This is a genomic window from Labrenzia sp. 5N, from assembly GCF_012395805.1.
Classification (GTDB): Bacteria; Pseudomonadota; Alphaproteobacteria; order Rhizobiales; family Stappiaceae; genus Roseibium; species Roseibium algicola.
Window position 1 is genome coordinate 1,389,215 of sequence record NZ_JAAZTM010000020.1, and the last position, 19,872, is coordinate 1,409,086.

General features: G+C 58.6%; 19 protein-coding genes. 7 read left to right on the forward strand and 12 right to left on the reverse strand.

What is annotated here, in order from left to right:
- Positions 1–61 precede the first annotated feature (61 nt).
- From HEP89_RS26795 to HEP89_RS26830, 8 genes are all read right to left on the reverse strand, one after another.
- On the reverse strand, positions 62–1,543 hold the full coding sequence (locus tag HEP89_RS26795; RefSeq protein WP_168693455.1) for a hypothetical protein: 1,482 nt from the start codon (positions 1,541–1,543) through the stop codon (positions 62–64).
- Positions 1,544–1,692: 149 nt separating this feature from the next.
- Positions 1,693–2,130: an RT0821/Lpp0805 family surface protein gene (locus HEP89_RS26800; RefSeq protein ID WP_022997833.1), complete on the reverse strand. Its 438-nt coding sequence runs from the start codon at positions 2,128–2,130 to the stop codon at positions 1,693–1,695.
- 249 nt (positions 2,131–2,379) lie between these two features.
- The gene (locus HEP89_RS26805) at positions 2,380–3,732 is read right to left on the reverse strand and encodes an ATP-binding protein (RefSeq protein ID WP_197923314.1); all 1,353 of its coding nucleotides are present in this window, start codon (positions 3,730–3,732) and stop codon (positions 2,380–2,382) included.
- Between the two features lie 64 nt (positions 3,733–3,796).
- On the reverse strand, positions 3,797–4,465 hold the full coding sequence (locus HEP89_RS26810; RefSeq protein ID WP_022997835.1) for a response regulator transcription factor: 669 nt from the start codon (positions 4,463–4,465) through the stop codon (positions 3,797–3,799).
- 79 nt (positions 4,466–4,544) lie between these two features.
- Positions 4,545–4,799 carry a PepSY domain-containing protein gene (locus HEP89_RS26815; RefSeq protein ID WP_022997836.1) on the reverse strand — a complete coding sequence of 85 codons (255 nt, stop codon included), beginning with the start codon at positions 4,797–4,799 and terminating at the stop codon, positions 4,545–4,547.
- 128 nt (positions 4,800–4,927) lie between these two features.
- On the reverse strand, positions 4,928–6,223 hold the full coding sequence (locus HEP89_RS26820) for a glycosyltransferase (protein WP_055658693.1): 1,296 nt from the start codon (positions 6,221–6,223) through the stop codon (positions 4,928–4,930).
- Between the two features lie 114 nt (positions 6,224–6,337).
- Positions 6,338–7,087 (reverse strand): HAD-IIB family hydrolase, encoded by a 750-nt coding sequence (locus tag HEP89_RS26825; protein ID WP_168693456.1) that lies wholly within the window; start codon positions 7,085–7,087, stop codon positions 6,338–6,340.
- Positions 7,084–8,622: a glycosyl hydrolase gene (locus HEP89_RS26830; RefSeq protein ID WP_152507148.1), complete on the reverse strand. Its 1,539-nt coding sequence runs from the start codon at positions 8,620–8,622 to the stop codon at positions 7,084–7,086. Before HEP89_RS26830 ends, HEP89_RS26825 begins: the two co-directional genes overlap by 4 nt.
- A gap of 279 nt (positions 8,623–8,901) precedes the next feature.
- Between HEP89_RS26830 and HEP89_RS26835 the strand changes: the two genes are divergently transcribed.
- Complete coding sequence (locus HEP89_RS26835; RefSeq protein WP_209014833.1) at positions 8,902–9,648, forward strand: DUF1194 domain-containing protein; 747 nt, start codon at positions 8,902–8,904, stop codon at positions 9,646–9,648.
- An 8-nt stretch (positions 9,649–9,656) separates the two neighbouring features.
- Here HEP89_RS26835 and HEP89_RS26840 read toward each other — a convergent pair whose 3' ends face one another.
- A complete protein-coding gene (locus HEP89_RS26840; protein ID WP_168693457.1) occupies positions 9,657–10,835 on the reverse strand; it encodes a phytanoyl-CoA dioxygenase family protein in 1,179 nt (392 codons plus the stop codon).
- Positions 10,836–10,918: 83 nt separating this feature from the next.
- On the opposite strand from HEP89_RS26840, the gene HEP89_RS26845 reads away from it, so the two are divergent.
- Positions 10,919–11,950, forward strand: coding sequence for a LacI family DNA-binding transcriptional regulator (locus tag HEP89_RS26845; protein ID WP_168693458.1), 1,032 nt, complete (start codon positions 10,919–10,921; stop codon positions 11,948–11,950).
- Between the two features lie 77 nt (positions 11,951–12,027).
- Here the strand turns inward: HEP89_RS26845 and HEP89_RS26850 are convergent, their stop codons facing one another.
- Positions 12,028–12,633 carry a TetR/AcrR family transcriptional regulator gene (locus HEP89_RS26850; RefSeq protein WP_168693459.1) on the reverse strand — a complete coding sequence of 202 codons (606 nt, stop codon included), beginning with the start codon at positions 12,631–12,633 and terminating at the stop codon, positions 12,028–12,030.
- 143 nt (positions 12,634–12,776) lie between these two features.
- On the opposite strand from HEP89_RS26850, the gene HEP89_RS26855 reads away from it, so the two are divergent.
- A complete protein-coding gene (locus HEP89_RS26855) occupies positions 12,777–13,718 on the forward strand; it encodes a sterol desaturase family protein (protein WP_168693460.1) in 942 nt (313 codons plus the stop codon).
- On the forward strand, positions 13,708–14,760 hold the full coding sequence (locus tag HEP89_RS26860; protein WP_168693461.1) for an alpha/beta fold hydrolase: 1,053 nt from the start codon (positions 13,708–13,710) through the stop codon (positions 14,758–14,760). Before HEP89_RS26855 ends, HEP89_RS26860 begins: the two co-directional genes overlap by 11 nt.
- A 38-nt stretch (positions 14,761–14,798) precedes the next feature.
- Here the strand turns inward: HEP89_RS26860 and HEP89_RS26865 are convergent, their stop codons facing one another.
- Positions 14,799–15,500 carry a YafY family protein gene (locus HEP89_RS26865; RefSeq protein WP_031268126.1) on the reverse strand — a complete coding sequence of 234 codons (702 nt, stop codon included), beginning with the start codon at positions 15,498–15,500 and terminating at the stop codon, positions 14,799–14,801.
- A 42-nt stretch (positions 15,501–15,542) separates the two neighbouring features.
- Positions 15,543–15,917 carry a VOC family protein gene (locus HEP89_RS26870; RefSeq protein ID WP_022997847.1) on the reverse strand — a complete coding sequence of 125 codons (375 nt, stop codon included), beginning with the start codon at positions 15,915–15,917 and terminating at the stop codon, positions 15,543–15,545.
- 239 nt (positions 15,918–16,156) lie between these two features.
- Between HEP89_RS26870 and HEP89_RS26875 the strand changes: the two genes are divergently transcribed.
- From HEP89_RS26875 to HEP89_RS26885, 3 genes are all read left to right on the forward strand, one after another.
- A complete protein-coding gene (locus HEP89_RS26875) occupies positions 16,157–17,398 on the forward strand; it encodes a HupE/UreJ family protein (RefSeq protein WP_168693462.1) in 1,242 nt (413 codons plus the stop codon).
- A 232-nt stretch (positions 17,399–17,630) separates the two neighbouring features.
- Positions 17,631–19,190: an EAL domain-containing protein gene (locus HEP89_RS26880; protein WP_167579484.1), complete on the forward strand. Its 1,560-nt coding sequence runs from the start codon at positions 17,631–17,633 to the stop codon at positions 19,188–19,190.
- A gap of 167 nt (positions 19,191–19,357) precedes the next feature.
- Positions 19,358–19,612: a YdcH family protein gene (locus HEP89_RS26885; protein WP_031268132.1), complete on the forward strand. Its 255-nt coding sequence runs from the start codon at positions 19,358–19,360 to the stop codon at positions 19,610–19,612.
- Positions 19,613–19,872 lie beyond the last annotated feature (260 nt).

Genomic DNA, 19,872 nt, shown 5'->3' on the forward strand with positions numbered 1-19,872 from the left:
TCAAGACCATTGCGGCAACCGGCTTTGCAATACGCCAACATTGAGGGCCTAGCGGGAACCGTCAGCGCCGGCCAAGAGCATTGGCGACCAGTTTGCGTTCCGGACTGGGGCCGGAACTGGCATCGGCCGCGTTCTTGCTCGCTTTTGCAAAGGCGGATTGCCGACTGCGGCGCAGCTGCGCGGCGTAATCCGTGCCGAAATAGATCTCCGACAGCATGATGGCGACGTCGGCTGCGGCAATCTGCGCCTCCAGCGCAGGTCCCTTGGATTTGCCAAGATCGGTGATCAGAGAACGAGTCAGGATTTCGAGCGTCTGTTCGACTGCCTGGCGTGTACTTTTGCCGATCTCGTTGACGGCGAAAGTCTCGGAGGCGTTCCGAACCATAGCGACCACGCGCAACGTACGCACAGCGTCATCAATCGCGATCTGGTCGATCTGCAGCTTGCCATCCTTGTCGAACTTCGGCACCTGCAGGGCACGCCGCACACTGCTGTGGGCGCTGTTCAATTCCCGGGTGACGACACTGGAGATGCTGCGTTTGGTTTCGGCCAGACGTTTGTGCCACCTGCCAGTGACCGAGAGATCCATGTCACGTTCAACACCGCGGACCAGCATGTGGTACTCCGACAGCGCCTGAGAAAAGGCCACCGGGTCCGGATTGTTGTTGCGATGTTCAAGTGCCAGGATCTGCAGGCGTTCGGCCTCGCTCATGACCACATCAACAAATGGTGCGAACTGGGAATGGGCAATCGCCTTGGGGTCAGGGTCACCCGCCAGACGTCCGGCGAAGGCACACAAGGCCGAAGGCATGTCCGAGCGGTCTACCAGCGCGGCGGCGATCACCGGAACATGGTCGGGAAACCGCGCGGTGCATTTGTCGACGAGGCGCAGTACATCCGTGTCCTGCTTCAGCCGGTGCTCGTTGATGCGATCCGGTATGTTCTGCAGGAACGGCACCAACCAGCGCTCTGCCGCGAAGATCTTCTGAATGTCCCTGACTTCGGAGATACCGCGTTCGCCGCCAAGTTCGATTGCCATTCGGCGCTTGTCTTTGTCGGACGTTTCCGCGCGGCGCAGCATGTCACCGATGGCGTCTACGGCACGCGAGCGCAGCGCCTGCACCAGGGCATCCACGCGCTCACCACTAACGGCAGAATTTCCGGCCTGTTCCAGCACAAGGCGAATGTCGGCAGCCATGACGTCACGACCGAGCCAGTTCCAGACACGGTCGAGAATGCCCCGCTGGATTCGGCCCTCCTGCCGCTGTGGCAGCATTTCGTTGATCAGAAAATCATCCAGCGGTGTGAAGAACATCCGCTGGATCTGATTGCGTCGCTGAGCGCCACCCGGCATGCTCGGTGCAACCGGCTGCGGTTTGCGAATGAGTGCCACGGCTGCGGCAAGAACGAGCTGGATGTGCGGATCAGCGTGTTTTTGAACCTTGGCGCGTTCCAAATTGCGGACCAGAGCCTCAACCGCCTTGGGGCTCAGACTACGCAAGTAGGTTTTGATTTTGGTTTCAAGCTGGTCCGAATATGTCATTCACAGCGTCAACATCGCGATCCTAGTTACCGCGAGTTTAACGTTAGAAGACTTAAGCAAGTGTTGAGAATAAATACCGGGAACTTAAAGGGCTTCGGACAGCATCACCAGGATACTGTCTCCCTTTGAACTCTTCCGCGCCGGCTGGTTCAGCCGATCACCTGCCAGGCACCCTGGTCGGTTTCACACGCCGTGCCGCGCGCCTGCAAGGTGCGGCCCTGGAGGACCATCTCGTGCGTAAACTCGCGGCAGCTGGTCTCGTTGACGAAATAGACCGGTCCGGGACGGACTTGACCACTGCGGCCGGTACGCTCGTTCTGCCAGGCAACCGAAACCCCAAGGCCACGCGCGCGCAGGGCCCTGGTCTGGGCATCTTCGGCTGCCTTGCGGTCAGACGGTTCAAGCGCGTCCCCGAACTCGTTGTTCACCAGCACCGAAATGGCCGTATTCGCTTCCGAGCCCGAAACATTCGCATTCGGGTCACCGAAAAAGGACCCCCAAGTGTTGCTGTCTCTCGACCCGGACGTCATGGAGCAACCTGCCAAAGCAAAGGCAAGAGCAAGACACGAGGCACCGCGAAGACGCATTCTTGAAAGCTCCAAGTTCTTCGAATTTCAACCAGAAGCAGCTGAAATCCGATTGCTGACCATTTTTCAAAGGCTAGCGCAAAATCACTGCACTAGAAGGCGTGAAACCGGCGCAAACCGGTCGATGAATCAGTGTTATTTTCAATTTGTGGCCGAACTTGGCCACAACCGTGTCTTTGTTTCCGCTATTTGCATCACATCCTATCACAGTCCCGCAAGGGCGGCCCAAGCGAACGTTTGGTAAATCCCCTATTCCTTGCTGAGCGCAGGCAGTACCAGACGTGCCTTCAGGCCTCCGAGCGAGGAACTTTCAAGATCGAAGGCACCGCCGTAAAGGGCAGCGAGATCTGCCACGATCGACAGGCCAAGACCTGTTCCCGGCACGGTTTCATCCAGACGCCGACCACGCTTGATGGCTTCGGCGCGCTGTTCAGGCGTCAGTCCGGGCCCATCATCCTCGACCGTGATCGTGAACATGTCCCGGTTCGTGGCCGGATCGTTCAAAGGGGCCACCTGCACCCGCACCTTCGAACCTGCCCATTTGCAGGCATTGTCGATCAGGTTGCCGCTCATTTCTTCCAGGTCCTGGCTTTCGCCTCGAAAGCGGATCTGACCGGACTGCGCGAAACCGACATCAACTCCTTTGTCCTGATAGATCTTGCCCATGGCCCGGATCAGACGGGCAAGAACCGGCTCGGTCTCGCATGAAACACCAATGACGCGCCGCTGCGCCGCCATGCGGGCCCGCTCCAGATGATGCTGGATCTGGGTCGACATGATCGTTGCCTGTTCGGACACCTTGTCCGCCAAGGGGCCGCCGGACGCCCTTGCCTCGTTTGAAATGACCGACAGTGGGGTTTTCAGACCGTGTGCAAGGTTGCCGACGTGGGTGCGTGCCCGCTCGACGATTTCCTTGTTCGACACGATGAGCGCGTTGAGTTCCACTGCCAGCGGCGCGATCTCACGCGGCAAGGCCTCGTCAATGCGTTCGGCTTCACCCTGTCGAACGGCCGAAAGCGACGCACGCAAGCGCGCAAGCGGCCTTAGGCCGAATTTCACCTGCAGGAAGATCGCCAGAATGAGCCCGAGCCCGACAATGCAAAGCGTGATGGCCACAAGCCGCGCGAACTCGAAGATATCCGCCCAGAACCCTGCTGTTGCAGCGCCGACGGCAATTACATAGGCCGCGTCTTCAACGGTAATTCTCTGCTGGAGTACGCGGATTTCATCACCGGTCGGCCCGACGATAAACCCGGCATTGGCGTCGTCCTGCCCGATCGGCGGCGTGTTCAGCGGATCCCCCACCAGCGACTCCGATGCATAGAGGATCGACGGGCTGTCCGCGCGTCGAACCGTCCAGTACCAGCCGGACAGTGGCAGGGAGAACCGGGGATCGCCGCGGTAGGTCGGCGCAGTCAGGGTTGCGGTTGCCTGGTCAGCACTGGCATCTGCATTGGTTGCCAGCATTTCGGCAATCAGTGCCTTGATATGAACCTCGAGCTGGGCGTCAAACGCCCGTTCGCTGGCTCTTTCATAAAGGCTCACCAGGAACACCCCGGCGATGGCAAGCGCGATGGTGGACCATACAGCCGCCACGAACACCAGACGTGCGGAAAGTGACCGCTGAGGCCGGTTCACGGGCCGGCCGTCCCCGTTGGCAGAGGTCTCAGGTGTCACTCGCCGCTCCCAGGCGGTATCCGAGCCCTCGGATGGTTTCGATCATGTCCGAGCCGATTTTCTTGCGCAGACGGCCGACGAAGACTTCCACCGTGTTGGAATCACGATCGAAATCCTGATCGTAGAGATGTTCGGTCAATTCGGTGCGGGAGATCACCTTGCCCTGGTGATGCAGCAGATAGGACAGCAGCCTGTATTCATGCGAAGTCAGCTTGACCGCGCTGCCGTCCACGGTTACCCGGCCGGATCTCAGATCCAGCCGCACCGCACCGCAAGTGAGTTCGTTGGAGGCATGCCCGGCGGCCCGGCGCACAAGCGCACGCACACGGGCAAGCACTTCCTCCATGTGGAAAGGCTTTGCGACATAATCATCGGCACCGGCGTCGATCCCCGCAACCTTGTCCGACCAGCGGTCGCGCGCAGTCAGGATGAGGACCGGCATGGTGCGCCCGTCGCGGCGCCAGTTTTCCAGAACGGACAGTCCGTCGAGCGACGGCAGGCCGAGGTCAAGCACCACGGCGTCATATGGCTCGGTGTCGCCAAGAAAATGCCCGTCCTCGCCGTCCGTCGCACTGTCGACCACATAGCCGGCCTCTTCCAGGGCGGCCACTAGCTGGCGGTTCAGATCGGTATCGTCTTCGACAACAAGAATGCGCATGAAATTCAACTTTATGACTGATGGAGTCGGAACCAGATCAACCAACCGAAAGCCGGCAGGAAGATGTCGCTTCTAGCAATTACCTGTTGGCGTTGACTGTGACAGTTGTCACCTTGCCACCCTTTAGGACCGACAACAGATAGACGTATCCTCCACCCTGCTGGCAAAGCTGGGCCTTGACGATTTCACCGCCTGCCTGCCCTGCAACCGCCCCAAGCGGGGCGGCCTTGCCACTGGCCACGGCTTCACGGGCCTGCGACTGGGACAAACAAGCGGCTTGCGCCGGCGCAATGACGGCGAATGTCAGGATCAAAAGGGCAAATATCTGTTTCACGTGTCCGATTCCGGTCTGCTCACGAGGTCATGTGCAAGGTGTAATCAATTTCACCTGAACGCAAGCTGAACCGGTTGTTTGGATTTCTTGAGCAGCCCTTCTTGCGGCGGCCTCCTTCCGCCGCCTTGTCAGCCCAGCGCCACTTCGTCCGTCTGCAGGTCGTCGTAACGGCCCTTGAACTGCTCGAACACCTGCAGCGTCCGCCGGGCGATCCCTGTCCAGCCGAACACGCGGCGTGCGAAGCGAGCGCCCTCCACCGAGAGGGTTTCGCGCATCCAGGAGTATTGCATCGGCATGTTCAGCATGGCCGCAAACTCTTCTGGTCGCTTGGGATCGGCCACCAGCGCATGTCGGCCAAATTCGATCTGGTCGAAAAGGCCGCCGTGAATCGTCACCACAGTCGGCGTTCCGCAGGCCATCGCTTCCACGGCGGTCATGCCGAAAGGCTCATAGCGGGAGGGAAGTGCGAAGATACCCGGACCACGATAGAAATCTGCCAGATCTTCATCCGCGACATACCCACGCCAGCTGATGGCATCGGACACGCCCAGGGAAGAAGCGACTTCCTTCCATTGCGCGAGCAGTGCTTTGTCGCTGTCCGAATTGGCACCGGCGGCAAGCACAAGGCGTGCGTCGGGCTGCAGTTTCAGGAGGCTCGGCAAGGCTTCGATGATCAGGTCATAGCCCTTGTTTTCCGCTGCCCTGCCAACGACGTAGATATCCGTTTCCTTGAAGTCGTGCTTCCGGCGCGCTTCCGCGACCACATCCGGTGTTGCGGGCGTAAACCGGCCTTCGTCGATGCCCGGCGGGATCATGGTGATATGCTCACGCGGTAGCTGGTATTGCTCGACGATCAGGTCCGTTTGCTGCTCGGTCGTCGCAATGATGTGGTCGCAGTTGCGGTAAAGAACGAATTCCTTCTGGATACGCTCCTTGAAGCGGTATCCGGCCATCTCTTCTTCACCTGCTCCCACCATGTCGTGTTCTTTCCACCAGCCAAGGGAGTGCGGCGTGTGGATGTGCGGAACCTGCAGCTCCTCGGCGATTTTCTGGCCGGCGACGCCTGCATCCCAGTAATGAGAGTTGATCACGTCATAATGCAACTTGCGATGACGGATCATCGCCAGCGCATTGGTGACGAAATCACCGTACCAGTCGTGCATGTCCTCCTTCCGGATGAAATCGGATCCTCCGAAAGGAACGCGCACGACGCGCAGGTTTTCATTGATGATATCCTCGGCCGGCTGGTCTTCGAACTGGCGCGTCATGACATCGACCCTGTAGCCGAGCCGCGCGAACCGTTTTGCCAGCTCCAGTACGAAGACCACCTGGCCGCCCGTATCCGGTTTACCCAGTTCCGGCGATCCGGCCACATAACCGTGCAGCGAGATCATCAGAAGGGAACCGATATTGTGCTTGTTCATGTGTCGTTACCTTGTTCGAGTGTCTTGATCTCCATCTACCCAGGCGTTCTTTTGCTCTTTTTGCTCATCGGCCCGCCGACGTTGCAGCAGGCAGCAGCCTCTCGAAAGGCCGGATCAGACTGCCGATTGCGGCAGCATGCCCATTACCGTCAGCCCTTCCAGCACGCCGGCCGCATGGTGGGCGGATGCCAGATAGGTCTTGTGCCGCGGCAGGGTTGATAGAAGTTCCTGGCGGGCATTGCCGACCGCGATTGCCTTGCCCGCTGCTTCGAACAGCGCAAGGTCATTACCGGAATCACCGGCAGCGATCGATCGCTCCATCGGAATGCCAAGATGGCTTGCCAGATGGCGCATGGCAGTGTCCTTGCCTGCGCCGGGGGCGAGAATGTCCAGGTCACTGGTCCCTGAATAGATGTACCTGAACGGGATGCCCTCGTCCCGGAGTGCGGCAAGAATCGCGTCCACGCCGTCTTTTCCCGGAACGGCGAAGCTCGCCTTTCCGTCCGTCTGGAACTTGTCGTCGTGCGCATCATACCCCAGTTTCCGGACGATTTTGCGAACTTCCTCGTCAGGCCAGTCGATAAACCGGCTTTGCCAGCTTTCCAGAAAGAAACGGTCCAGACGGATTTCGGTTCCCAAACCGGTGATAATCGCGTCCGGTTCGAAGCCTTCGGGGAAGTAATCGGCAAGGGTCTGGTCGACACTGGCGGCCGGTCGGCTGGAGTTTAGAGCCAGTTTCAGGTGCGACTTGGCGTTCTTCAGCTGATGCCAAAGTCGCTCCAGATCGGCCCGGTTACCGGTCAGGGTGTCATCGATGTCGCTGACCAGAAGCCAGGTATCACTCTTGCCCGTCTCGCCGGTCACCGGCCCTCCCCTTCCTGATCGGGCGCCCTGTGCGTGACGGAATATGCCGGTTCGACCGTGTGCTCCGTTACCGGACGGCTCAATGTTTCAACCACAAGGTCCTTCAGGCAGACGGCCGCGCTTTCGGTGTAGAAGCCGATACCGCCTTCGATGAAACTGTCGTCAACCAGCGACAGCACCACATAGCCGTCGATGGAAAACTCGAAGTAAAGGCCGTGCGCCACAACCTCGATCTGCCAGGGGCCATGATCGCTGCCCCTGAAATGTGCTTCCTGAAGCGGCTCGTAACGGAAGGCATGTTCGAATTCAGGTGTCGGGTTTGCCCCCCAAGCTCGCATCTGGGCAATGCCGTTGACGAGATCCAGAGAGAGGTAATAACCGTCACCCTCGTCGTTCATCCTCAGCACAAGACCGGTTTTGCCCAGTCCCTCCAGCATCAGCTGTGCCTTGAGGCGGAAATCCTCATGCTTGCCCGGCAGCATGAAAGCTTCGTACCCGCTCTTGCAGCTCAGATGCAGCCCGTCCGGCCGATCGATCGCCGACGCATGTGTGTTGGAATACAGTGCCTTGCACTGGTAGGACGCAGTCACGACCTGACGATGCGTCACCAGATCGTTGAAGTCCGAATTCGATTTCAGCTTGAGCCTGCCGGCACTGTCCGTCACCAGTTCCTTCGGCGGCGGCAACAGCTTCTTCACGACCTCGCGCCCGTAGACGTACTCCGTCTTGGAAAAGAAATTGAACAGAAGCAAACGGTCGTTGGTCCGGCAAATACGGCCTGCATAATTGCCCGTCGGCAGGATCACATTGTCGAAGAAGTTCTGGTATGGGCCCTCAATCGTCTCCGCATACCAGTAGTGGATCTTGGTGTCTTCGCGGATCGATCCCATCAGGTAATAGCGGCCGTCGAGACGAAACAGGTTCGGCACCTCGACGTCGTCATAAAGACCGGGCCGATAAAGAGGTGGCTCGAACGTGAATTTGTCTGGTTTGGTCTCGCGGGCGAGCCCGACGCAGCCGCGCCGTATGACCGGCCCTTCCTTGACACGGGCAGAGGCCAGCAGCAGGCGTTCGCCTGTGTCTTCATCAACATAGAAGAACGGATCGCGGAAACTGACCCACTTCCGGCCTTCGTCTACAGTGCTCTCGTAAAGCGGGCCCGGCACCTGCAGGGGATAATTGCCGTGATTGCAGCGTTCCCAGGTGTAGAGATCCTTGGACCGTGCCAGCCCGACCCGCTGCACCCTGCCATATTCCGCCCGCGCAAGTCCGGTGTAGAACATGCGCCACTCGCCCTGCCGATCCGGATCGGGCGTCACATGCATCGTCCAGAGCATGTCATCATCCCATTCGCCCGGTTCACCGACGAAAAGTGCATTCTTGACCCGGCGCCATGTCATGCCGTCCGTGCTGACGGCGTGCGCGATGAAATCGTGATTGGGCAGCACCAGATGGAACAGATGATAGATGCCATCGTGATAAACGACATCGACGTCGCCAATGTCCGACCGCAGAAATCCATGGGATGCATACATGCCCTAACCCTGCCCAGATGTTTCAGCAGGATCAAGAGCCTAAGCCAAAAAATTTGCAGTGCAACATGGCTCGGACGAACAATATCACCCCTTTGCGCATCCTGCCTGATGACTGGCGGCATTTCCGGAGCGATTTGCGGTATGGAACAGAAACAGCCGGATCCCGCCCTTTCAGTTGGCCCGCTGCGCTCGGCTCTATGCCTAGAATATGATCGTTTCTGAGCCAAAAGCGCGTCGTAAAAGCATTCCCTTGTCGCCCCTATCCTCTAGAATGGGTTCATGACGGACTGCTGTTGGATCTCACATACCGACTGCCACCGCGGACAAAGCGCGGCGCGCAAGACGTTGCGTCAGGTCATCGGTCTCTTCTCTTTTCTTTCCTTGCTGCTCCTGCCAGGTCCTGCAGCCGCGTGTTCCCTGTCGCTGGTTCTGGCGATGGACGGTTCGGCCAGCGTCGATGCGCGCGAACACACCTTGCAGCTCAACGGACTGGCGGATGCCCTGAGAGACCCGGACGTCGTTCAGGCAATCGAGGCCGTTGGCGGGATCTGGGTTACAAGTTTCGAATGGAGCGGCCGGTACCAGCAATTGCTCCAGCTTGGGTGGAGCCATCTTTCCGATGCGCAAAGCGCTGCGAATGCGGCCGAAACCCTGCGACGCTCACCACGAGGCTACACCGAATTTCCAACCGCCCTCGGTTATGCACTCGGCCATGCGGCAACGCTGATGCGCAAGGCACCCGCGCCTTGTGTTCGTAAGGTCATAGATGTTGCCGGTGATGGCATCAACAACGACGGTTTCGGCCCGGAAAGCGCCTACAGGGCCTTCGATTTCCAGGACGTTACGGTCAACGGTCTGGTGATTTCAGGCGCCGATGAAGCTCCGGTGCGCTACTACCGGACCCATGTGATCAGGGGTCCGGGTGCCTTTGTCGAGGTTGCAGCCAGTTATGACGACTACGCAGAGGCAATGAAGCGCAAACTGCTGCGGGAAATCTTCGGCAGCGGCTACGCTTCCCTGCGCTGAAATCAGCTTCAGGCTTGCCGGCGCTCCGCCCGGGCCAAAAGAGCCGCTTCGAAATCCGCTGCCGGCATTCTGTCCTGCAGGGCCCTTAGGAAAAGCTGCTTCTGTGTCTCGGGCGCCAGCCCGCCTACAGGCGGATCCCGGTCCAGATTGGTCGGGAAGGAATATCCTTCCGCACACGCGGAAACAGCCGCCTCCAGTCTGGCACCTGACATTGTTGCCTGTCCGGTTTTCGCCAGGAGCACGGGATAGAGCGCCCGGCACATGGCATCCCTGTCCACACTTTCCATGGCGCGTCCGAAGGCCGAGGACACCTGAAGCAGGTTTGCCATGCGCTGGATATCTGCACTGGAGTTGTCACCGGCGGCGTGGAACAGTGCCGGGTTGAAGAACACCGCATCGCCCTTGCGCAATGGCATCTGCACGTAATTCTGTTCAAAAAACTCCTTGAATGCCTCCAGCCGGTAGGCAGCGTAGCCCGGACGATAAAGCTGTGAAAACGGCAAGAGCTTCGTGGGACCGCTTTCAATCGGCATGTCTGTATGCGCGACCGCCCCTTGCAGGGTCATGACCTGCGACAGGTCGTGCACATGGGCCGGATAACGTGCGCAGTCTTCTGCTGACTGGAAACCAAGGTGGTAATCCCGATGTGCCTGCTGCGCCTTGCCGCCCGGACGTACAAGATTGACCTGGGCCGTCATCTGGTAGTTCGGCCCGAGCCAGGCTTCACAGACGGCATCGATGGCAGGATTGGCAAAATAGTCCGCGAAGACATCGGGGGCTTCCAGGCAGAGTTTCTGCAGTGAGTTCCAGATCCGGTCGTTTGCGCCGGCAGCTGCAAAATGATCCGCACCGCCGCCTGAAGCAGCTTTCTCCTCGGCGATGATCCGGTTGTAGACCTGCGTTGCCCGGTCTATCGGAGTGACATCCTTATATGCCTCTTCCAGCACCAGCACACCGGAGTGCAGCCGCATAACCTGCGCCCACTCTGCCATCAACCGGCTACGGCTTTCGCTACCTGCGAGTACGGTCTCCAGATCGGCAACCCGGTAGACGGGAATACCGGCAACCACCTTGTAGGCGTGCGGCACGATGCCGGCGTCCAGTTTTTGCGACACAAGTTGCCTGAAGTCCTCGACATCGCAGCTGGAGGCGTTGAAATACGCCAGATGATCGACCCGTTTGTCCATGATCCCCTCCCAGGTTTTGTTGGCTGCAATGCTAGCAGGATCGGTCTTGATCGGATCGGCATTTTCCATCAAGAATCCATCAAATGACCCATCGCTTCCCGATCAAGGAAATCGCCCTTCAGGCAGGCCTCAGCACTGCCACGGTTGACCGCGTGATGAACGGGCGAGCACATGTCAGCCCGCAAACCCGTCGCAGGGTTGAGGATGCGATTGCAGAACTGGAACAACAGGAAGGTCAGCTGGCTGCCAGGGGGCGGCGGCTTTTCTTCGATGTGGTTATGGAAGCGCCGAACAGGTTCAGCAGAGAAGTGCGTCTCGCCTGTGAAAGCGTGCTGACAGATCTGCATCCGATCGCGATCCGCCCCAGGTTCACTTTCACCGAAACCATGTCGGCAGCCGAATGCAGCGCGATTCTGCAGCGGATCGCAAAGCGAGGCAGCCAGGGCGTCTGCCTCAAGGTGCGCGATACAGAGGAAGTCCGGCATATGATCGCAGGACTGGCAGACCGCAGAATCCCTGTCGTCACCGTCTTTACCGACCTTCCCGCTTCCCGGCGGCTTGCCTATGTTGGCCTGGATAATCGCAGCGCCGGCAAAACCGCAGCCTATCTCATGCACAAGCTCCTGCCGGCAAACGGAACGGTGCTGACGACGCTCAGCCAGCACACCTTTCAGGGCGAGGAGGAACGCTACGAGGGGTTCAGGCAGGAGCTGGATCGTCTACGCCCGGAATGCAGATTGGTGGATGCCAGTGGCGGCGGCGGTCTCAATCCCGAAACACGGCGGGAGGTCGCCGAGAAGCTGGCCTCCTCTCCGCCGATTTCCGGCGTCTATTCCATGGGAGGCGGCAACAGGGCCATTTTGCAGGCCTTGTCCGAAGCGGGCCAGATGCCAGGGGTCTATGTCGCGCACGATCTGGACAAGGACAATCTCGAGCTTCTCCGGCAGGAGCAGCTGACGCTGGTGCTTCATCACGACCTGCAGTCAGACATGAACTCGGCGTTTCGTCATCTCCTGGCATACCACGGCATCGGCACGTCTCCCTCTGGCGAAACGAGCGATATCCAGGTGGTCACCCCCTTGAACATTCCTTCCAGGTTCAATGAACCAGCCTGACCTGGCGGCGCCGACCTCCACAGACGAAGCCTGCTGTTCAGCAGAAAATGCGTCAACGGCTCACTGCCGGCAGTTGATCAACCGTGTTTCAGCTCTGTGCCAACTGCGCGTTCGACAAAAGCCAACATGGATTGCCTGAGCTGTTTTCTGGTCGAAACATCTCTGGAAACGGCATTCTGGCCACTGCGTTCGATCAAACCAAGAACCAGTTCGGCCGACGTGGCAGGGTTTTCCTCAAACGTTGGCAGGCAGTTGGCAACCGCTTGAACGAGCCGGGCCCGGGTTTGCTCGAACAGGCCGCCGATCTCGGGATTTCTGAAGGCCTCGGCAACGATTTCCGCGCTCAAAGCGGCATGTGCCGGCGACGAACAGAGATCGAAATACGCCGCTGCAAACTGCAGCAGTCTTTCCATCCGATTTCGTGACGTGTCTTCAAGCCGCCTCAGCAAGGGATCAAGTTCCACAGTTTCCAGTTCCGAAATAGCTGCGATGATCTCGTTCTTGCCCTTGAAGTGATTATAGAGATTGCTGAGGCTGATCCCCGCCTTTCCGGCGATGTCGCGCATGCCGGTCTGGTGAAACCCCTTTTCGATGAAAAGACCCGCAGCCGTTTCGACGATCATCTGTCGACGCTTGGCGGATTTTTCCAGACGGCTGGTGGATTGAGGCCTGGTTTCGGCCATCGGGAATCTCCTGTGGGACGCTACGAAGAAAGACCGTAGCCCGACTTCTTCTTCTGCGCTGTTCATTTCAGGTTCGTTGCCGTCTTGCAATCCTGGGCCGTGCACCCAATTAAAGAACGAACGTTCGTTCTTTGTGAGGTGTCATGTATTCTGATCTGGAACTTCGCCTTCAGGAGGCGGCTGGACTCTTCAACGGTATTGAAATTCTGGCGCTGGTCTTTCTTCTTGTTTTGGCTTCCGAAACCGTGTGGGACCGGTTTGCCGGCTACCGTCAATCGCTATCGGAAACCGGCGCAAATCTGATTATCGGTCTTGTCTACGGTCTGTTGGAACGAACCGCATACGGACTGATCGTCGTGATTGCCGTTTTCCTTGCAGAACCGTTCGCGCTTTGGGACCTGCCCATGAACGGCTTGACATGGGTGCTTGCGATCGTGGTCGCTGATCTGACGTACTACTGGATGCATCGCTGCGAGCACCGGGTACGGCTATTCTGGACCTATCACAGCGTTCATCATTCCTCGCCTGAGTTCAACTTCACGACGGCTCTGCGTCTGGCCTGGACTGAAGCGCTGTTCGAATGGATGTTTTTCATTCCCATGGTGATTGTCGGCTTCGACCCTGTGCAGGTGATCGCAGGCCTTGCCGTCGTGGTGGCCTATCAATCGTGGATCCATACCGAAAAGGTCAGACGGCTCGGGTGGCTTGAAGGCATTCTGAACACACCGTCGCATCATCGTGTGCATCACGGCAGCAATCCGGAGTATCTCGACAAGAACTATGGCGGCATCCTGATCGTCTGGGACCGGCTCTTTGGAACCTACACTCCCGAGCGTGCCAAGGTTGTCTATGGGATCACCGATCCGCTCAACACATCCAATCCGATCACAATCAACTTTCGAGACTTCGTTCGTCTTGGCTCAGATGCGCTGAATGCCCCTTCCTTTGCCCAGGCTCTGAAGATGCTCATGAAACCTCCCGGCTGGACACCGACGCGCGATACAGCTCTTCCCGTGGACCAATCCGACACTCCAATGCAGTCGCCTGCAGGTTCCAGCCAAGGGGAACACCACGATGAACATTGATCTGCTTCTGGCGACTTTTGCCGGCTATCTGGCGGTCTTCGGACTGAGCGACCGTCCACAGGACCCGAAGGTCCGCGACTACCCCATTGAAACCGTCCGCATCAGAACTGCGTCCGGCACCGCCGTACTGGATGCCGAGCTGACCTTACCCAAAGGGAGGGGGCGCGTTCCCGCGGTGGTGCTCATCACCGGTTCCGGTCCACAGGACAAGAATGAAGAAATTGCGGGCCACAAACCATTTCTCGTGCTTTCGGATTACCTGACGAAATCCGGCTATGCCGTGCTGCGTTACGACGATCGCGGCGTGGGTCGGAGCACGGGAGACTTTGCGACCGCAACCCCGCAGGATCTCGCGAGCGACGCAGCCGCCGCGCTTGCCTATGTGAAATCTCATCCGCGTGTTCTTTCCGAAAAAACCGGATACATCGGCCACTCGGAAGGCGGCTATCTCGCGCCGATCGCGCAGCAGATCGAACCGGCCGCCTTTCATGTTTATCTTGCAGGCCCTGCCCTGCCGCTTGTTCCCGATGTCATGCGCACTCAGGTTCAGGATATCGGGCGTGCGGAAGGCCTGTCCGATGAAGTCATTGCCGGACAGAGCCGCGCGGTGAATGAGATCAGCTCCGCTCTTTTGAAATCCGGAACACCGGCAGAATTACGCGAGGACATCACGAAGGCCTTGAAGAACTCGGGGGCGAGCGGTTCCCAGATCAGGCAAAACCTGGCTGTCTGGGCGACGCCCTGGGCTTCCGCCTACGCGCGGCACGATCCGGTTGCGCAGCTGGCAGGCCTGACCATTCCGGTGCTGGCACTTTTCGGTGAGCACGACTTGCAGGTCTCCGCCAGGGAGAATTCACCTGTCATGCGAAGGGCCCTCACCCACCCGCTCTCGGATGTCAGAACGCTGCCTGGCCTCAATCACCTGTTCCAACCAACGCGAACCGGACGTATCAACGAGTATATCCGGATAGCAACGACCATCGATTCTACCGCATTGCAGGCGATTGCGACATGGCTCGATATGATCGTGCAGGTGCCATAAGCCCGCGGGAACGGTACCCTGCTCCAGCGACCAGGCCGTCACCCCCCGGTGTTGCCGTAGTTTTCCGCCTCCATGCCCCGATAGAAATCCTTCAGCGTCTTGCCGGGTTCCGGATCAAACCGGTCTCCCGTCTCCCGCATCTCGGAAATCCGGTCCAGACGGAACATACGGAAGTCCTGGCGCAATTCGCACCAGGCAACCAGTGTCCAGACCTTGCCCCAGAACCACAGACCGAGAGGGCGGATCGTACGATCGGTCGGCTCCCCCTTGCTGTCGCAATACGCCACGAACAAGCGCCTGCGGCCATCGGCAGCCGCTTCCAGAAAATCGATATGAGCCCGGATTTGCGGTGTCATCTCTGGCGCGAACGCGTGGATCTCGACTTCGTTCTGACGCACCCGCATCTTTTCCGGCAGGACGGCGTCGATCTTGATCATCGCCTCTTCGGCGGCCCGGGCCATGGCAGCCCCGCCCCAGGCACGGATCAGACGCGCACCGGCGAGTAGAGCGACAATTTCATCCCGAGTGAACATGAGTGGTGGCAGTTCATAGCCATCCCGCATGATGTAGCCGACACCAGCTGCACCTTCGATCGGCACGCCGGATGCCTGCAAGTCGGCAACATCGCGATAGATGGTGCGTTCGGATACTTCCAGCCATTCGGACAGCTGACGTGCCCGCACGAGCCGGCCGCCGCGCAGATATTGCACGATCTGGAAAAGGCGGTCGGCGCGTCTCATGATGCCGGCTCCTTGCGAAGCCGACATCCTGTCAGTCTCAAATCAGCGTGCGAACATGCCGATGGAATTTCCGTCCGGGTCGATGCCATAGGCAAAGCGCCCCGCCGGAATGGCAGCCGGATCGGAAATGATCTCTCCCCCCTTGGCAGCGAACCGTTCCATCGTTTCTTCCAGGGTGTCCGGGCAGGCGAGATGAATGGTTGGTCCGGTTCCGTTCTGCGCGGGTTTTCCCGGGTAAAGGTGACCTGCAATCCCACCCTGCTCCTTGGTCGGAAAGATTGCGATCTCATTTGGTCCCATGTCGATGACACGTCTAAGCTCCGTTTTGAAAACGTCGTTATAAAAGCTGACCGCCTTGTCCAGATCGGAGACGGGTATCTCCATCCAGACGTTGAAGTGATCGGGTGCAAAAGTCATGGAAAGTCTCCTCAGGCGCTGTGATGAGGATCACCTTATCAAACCTCTCCTGACAGCATTCTGTCAGGAGAGAGTGACAAACATATATGACGCAAGGGCAAGTAAACACCTGCAAATTTCGTCTCACAGATGAATTCGGAAAAGAGGCTGATGACAATTTGCCGGTACCGCGCCGTCACAGCTAAACTGCATGGGCCGGGACGCAGACCAAGGCGGTGCGACAACCGGAAGGAGAGATCATGAAACGCTGGCAGATGATCCTTTTCAGCCTCTTGCTTCTGCTGACAAACTTCACGCCTGCCTTCGCGCATTTTTCGGAAGGTACCAAGGTGCGCTCGCTTCTGGTCTCCCGTGAAGGTGACACGCTGACTGTTTATGTGCGGGTGCCCGCTCCGCTTGTCTTCTCGGATCTCGTCGGTCGCTCGCAGGTCGAACAGGTACCACTGGTCTCGCCGTTTCTTCGCCTGGAACAAACCCCTGACAGTGAGCGCTACCGGGTTGATCTCGGCGCGATCGACAGCAATCGATCTGCCTTTGAAGACCGGTTGCGCAACGCCCTCGTCTTTTCGCAGGCGGGCCTTGCCCTGCCGGTGGAGATCATCGGGTTTACGATTCACGCCAGTCGACCTGATCAGGACATCGACACAGCTGTTGCCGCCCAATCCGCATTGAGCGAAGCTTTCCCGAATGAAGACCCGCTCTTTGGTACGGCAGTCATCGACTACGCGCTCAGGCTGGAAAGCAGCGATCCGACCGGTGTCCTTCAAGTGCAGTCGGGGTACGCCCCCCTGATCCCGGGGCCCGGCATAGCCATCGACAATCATCTGGTCGATGCCCGCATCACCCCTCCGGTTTCGACCACCGCTCCCGGGCAACTGGAAGAACCTGCGCGGTTCGACGGATCCCGGCTCAGCACGTTTATGCATTTCATCCACCAGGGCACCCTGCATATTCTGGAAGGCCTTGATCACGTCTTTCTGGTGATTGCGCTGGCTCTGGGCGTCGGGGCAACGCGGAGACTGATTTACCTCGTCACCGCCTTCACGATCGGGCACTCAGTCACGCTGATTGCCACCTTCCTCGGGGCAACACCTTCCTGGCCATGGTTCATCCCGTTGGTGGAGACGGCCATTGCCGCTTCCGTTCTTTATGCGGCCATCGCGGCAATGGTCCGGAAGTCGGGCTCGGTGATCGTCTTCGCCGCGATCGGCCTGTTGCACGGCCTCGGCTTTTCCTTCGTTCTTGCGGACATACTCGGCCGGGGCGCACCGGATCTCATACCCGCGCTGCTGGCATTCAACATCGGCATCGAATTTGGCCAGCTGATCATTCTCGCCGTAACGCTCTCCATCGTCCTGCTTCTGCGAAAGACAGCTGAACCCGCCCTGCAACCCTTGCGGCTCGGCGCGCTGTCGGGGATTGCGATCCTGTCGGCCTGGTGGGTCATCGAGCGCCTGCCCGGATTGCTGATTTCGGCCTGACTTGAGGGCGCCTCATGGCCATTTCAGGCAAAAAACACCCTAAAAAGACATAAAAAGCCGATTAATCTGCCGGGTTAAGCGCCGTTAATTCTAACAATTGACTTGTTCTTAATCCCGACTGTGCAACTTGGGCGGAATAATAATTGGCAATGAAATGGCTCGTCACGGTACCTCGCCCAATACCCGACCACTATTAAAAGGCTCTCTTGCAGGCCTCGCGACGGTTGCCGTCATGTTGCTTATAGCCTGGGTCGGTGTCGCCTATGACGGGCAAAGCGAACTGCAGAAACAGACGGCAGACCTTCTTGGCATCTGGCAGTCCAACATAGACCGTGGAAACAAGCTCTACGGAGCGCTGGAAAGACTTCCCGAAGACGATTGCAGCGACGCGCATTTGAAAACGCTGAACACGCTCGTCTACAACGACAATCACATTACCAATATCTGGTTTTTTCCGGACGGCGACACGAACGCCGCCTGCTCTTCGAGCTTCGGGCGTTTCGAACCTGCCCACAATTTCGGCCCGCCTGAAAAGGCTCAACTGTTCCGCGATGGCAGGGAGACCTGGTACAGGGTGCCCTTCGACAAGGCCGAGGGTGTCGACAGCGTTACAGTGATCAAGAAGGGCCGCTACGGCGTTTCATTCTACCAGACCGGCAACCTGGCAACGGCTGCCGACGACATGTTCTATGTGTCGAGTGTTGAAGACCCTTACACGGTTCTGTTCCACGCCAATGGAAACGCGGGTCTTTTGAAGCAATACCGCGACAACTACGGCCCGATGTTCGGCAACGTCTATGCACAGGCCTGCGGCGAAGGCGATGTCAGGCTGTGTTACCTGACCATGATCCCTGCCAGCCGGATCGTTCAGCAAAATATCGGCCTGCTCGCGATTTTTGCGGTCTTCGGCATCGTCACCGGCGGGCTCGTTTTCCTGAGGGTGAAACGGATCGTGCGTGACCGCCACAGCCCGGCCGGGCGGATCCGTCACGCGATCGCCAACGGCGGCAAAGGTTTCGAGCCGCACTACCAGCCCATCCTGTCGCTCGACACGATGAAATGCGAAGGCTGTGAGGTTCTGGCCCGGTTCGAAGATGCCCAGGGCAAGCTTTTCCCGGATGAATTCGTGAACATAATCCAGCAGGAGAACCTGACCTGGGAGTTTACCGAGATCATCATCGCCAAGGCGCTGCGCGATCTGAAACCGCTGCTTGCAGGACGGCCGGGTTTCAAGGTGTCCGTCAATTTCTTCCAGGCGGACCTGGAAGACGAACAGATCCAGTCCGTTATTCAGTCGCCGGTTTTTGCAATGGCGACAGAAGCCGGTCTTTCCCTGTGCTGCGAGATCCTGGAAACCGGGATCCGGTCCGGTACCAGCATTGCAAAATCGCTGGAATACCTGCGCAGCATCGGCTGCCTGATCGCAATTGACGACTTCGGCACCGGCTATTCCAACCTTGCCCAGATCAAGGCGCTCAAGCCCGATCTGGTGAAGATCGACAAGATGTTCGTCGATGATCTCGGCAGCACCACCGATACGGCCCGCGGCGCCTTTGTTCAGGCGATCCTCGGCATTGCTTCGGCACATGGCATGAAAGTCTGTGCGGAGGGTGTCGAGACGATGGACCAGCTCGCGTCCCTCAGGAACCGAGATGTGGACTACGCCCAGGGCTATTTCTTTGCCAAACCGATGCCCATCCGGGACTTCTCCCTCTACCTTCTGGAACAGACCTTGAAGGAAAAGATGCCGACGAGCGGACGCTTGGCAAAGCTCAAGCCTGTCAGCGGCTGACACCCGTTCCAGCGCCGATCGCCTGCTTTTCCAGGCTTCCAGCCTCGCGCGTGCGCGCAAACCGGCGCCACCACAAAAACTCCGATGCAATTTCGAACACGATTGATCTGTCTCAAGGTGAATTGAACAGGTTGGCGGCACCTTGTGGTTCTTACAAGGAGGCAAGAATGAGCCACGTGCCACACGAGTTACATGAAGAATTTCCGGAAGCCGCAGACACTTTGCATGCGTTGAAAACAAGTGATGCCCATTTCGCCCGGCTGGCGGATGAATATCACACCGTCAATCGCGAAGTGCACCGCATCGAGACAGATGTGGAACCGGCATCCGACGATGTCCTGGAAGACCTGAAAAAGAAGAGACTAAATCTGAAAGACCAGATTGCTGCCATCCTGGCGGCAACGGCTAACACCGTGTCCTGAGCCCCTCCTTTTCAGGCCGGTGTTAAAGCCCGCGCCGTCCCCGTCCGACGGCGCGGGCCACCACATGCAGCTCTCCAGGACAAGGTCCTGGCCCACCAGGAGCGCAGTGGAGCACATTTCCGGTTTTGGCGACCTTGTCGCCCACACGGTCAGCATACCGACAAAGAGTTGAAAAAAGAAGGCGCCGCAGCTTTTCGTAAAAGCCCGGCGCCAGTCTGGGGAGGAACGCCCCTCATCGTTCACCCTACGATGTGGGTCTT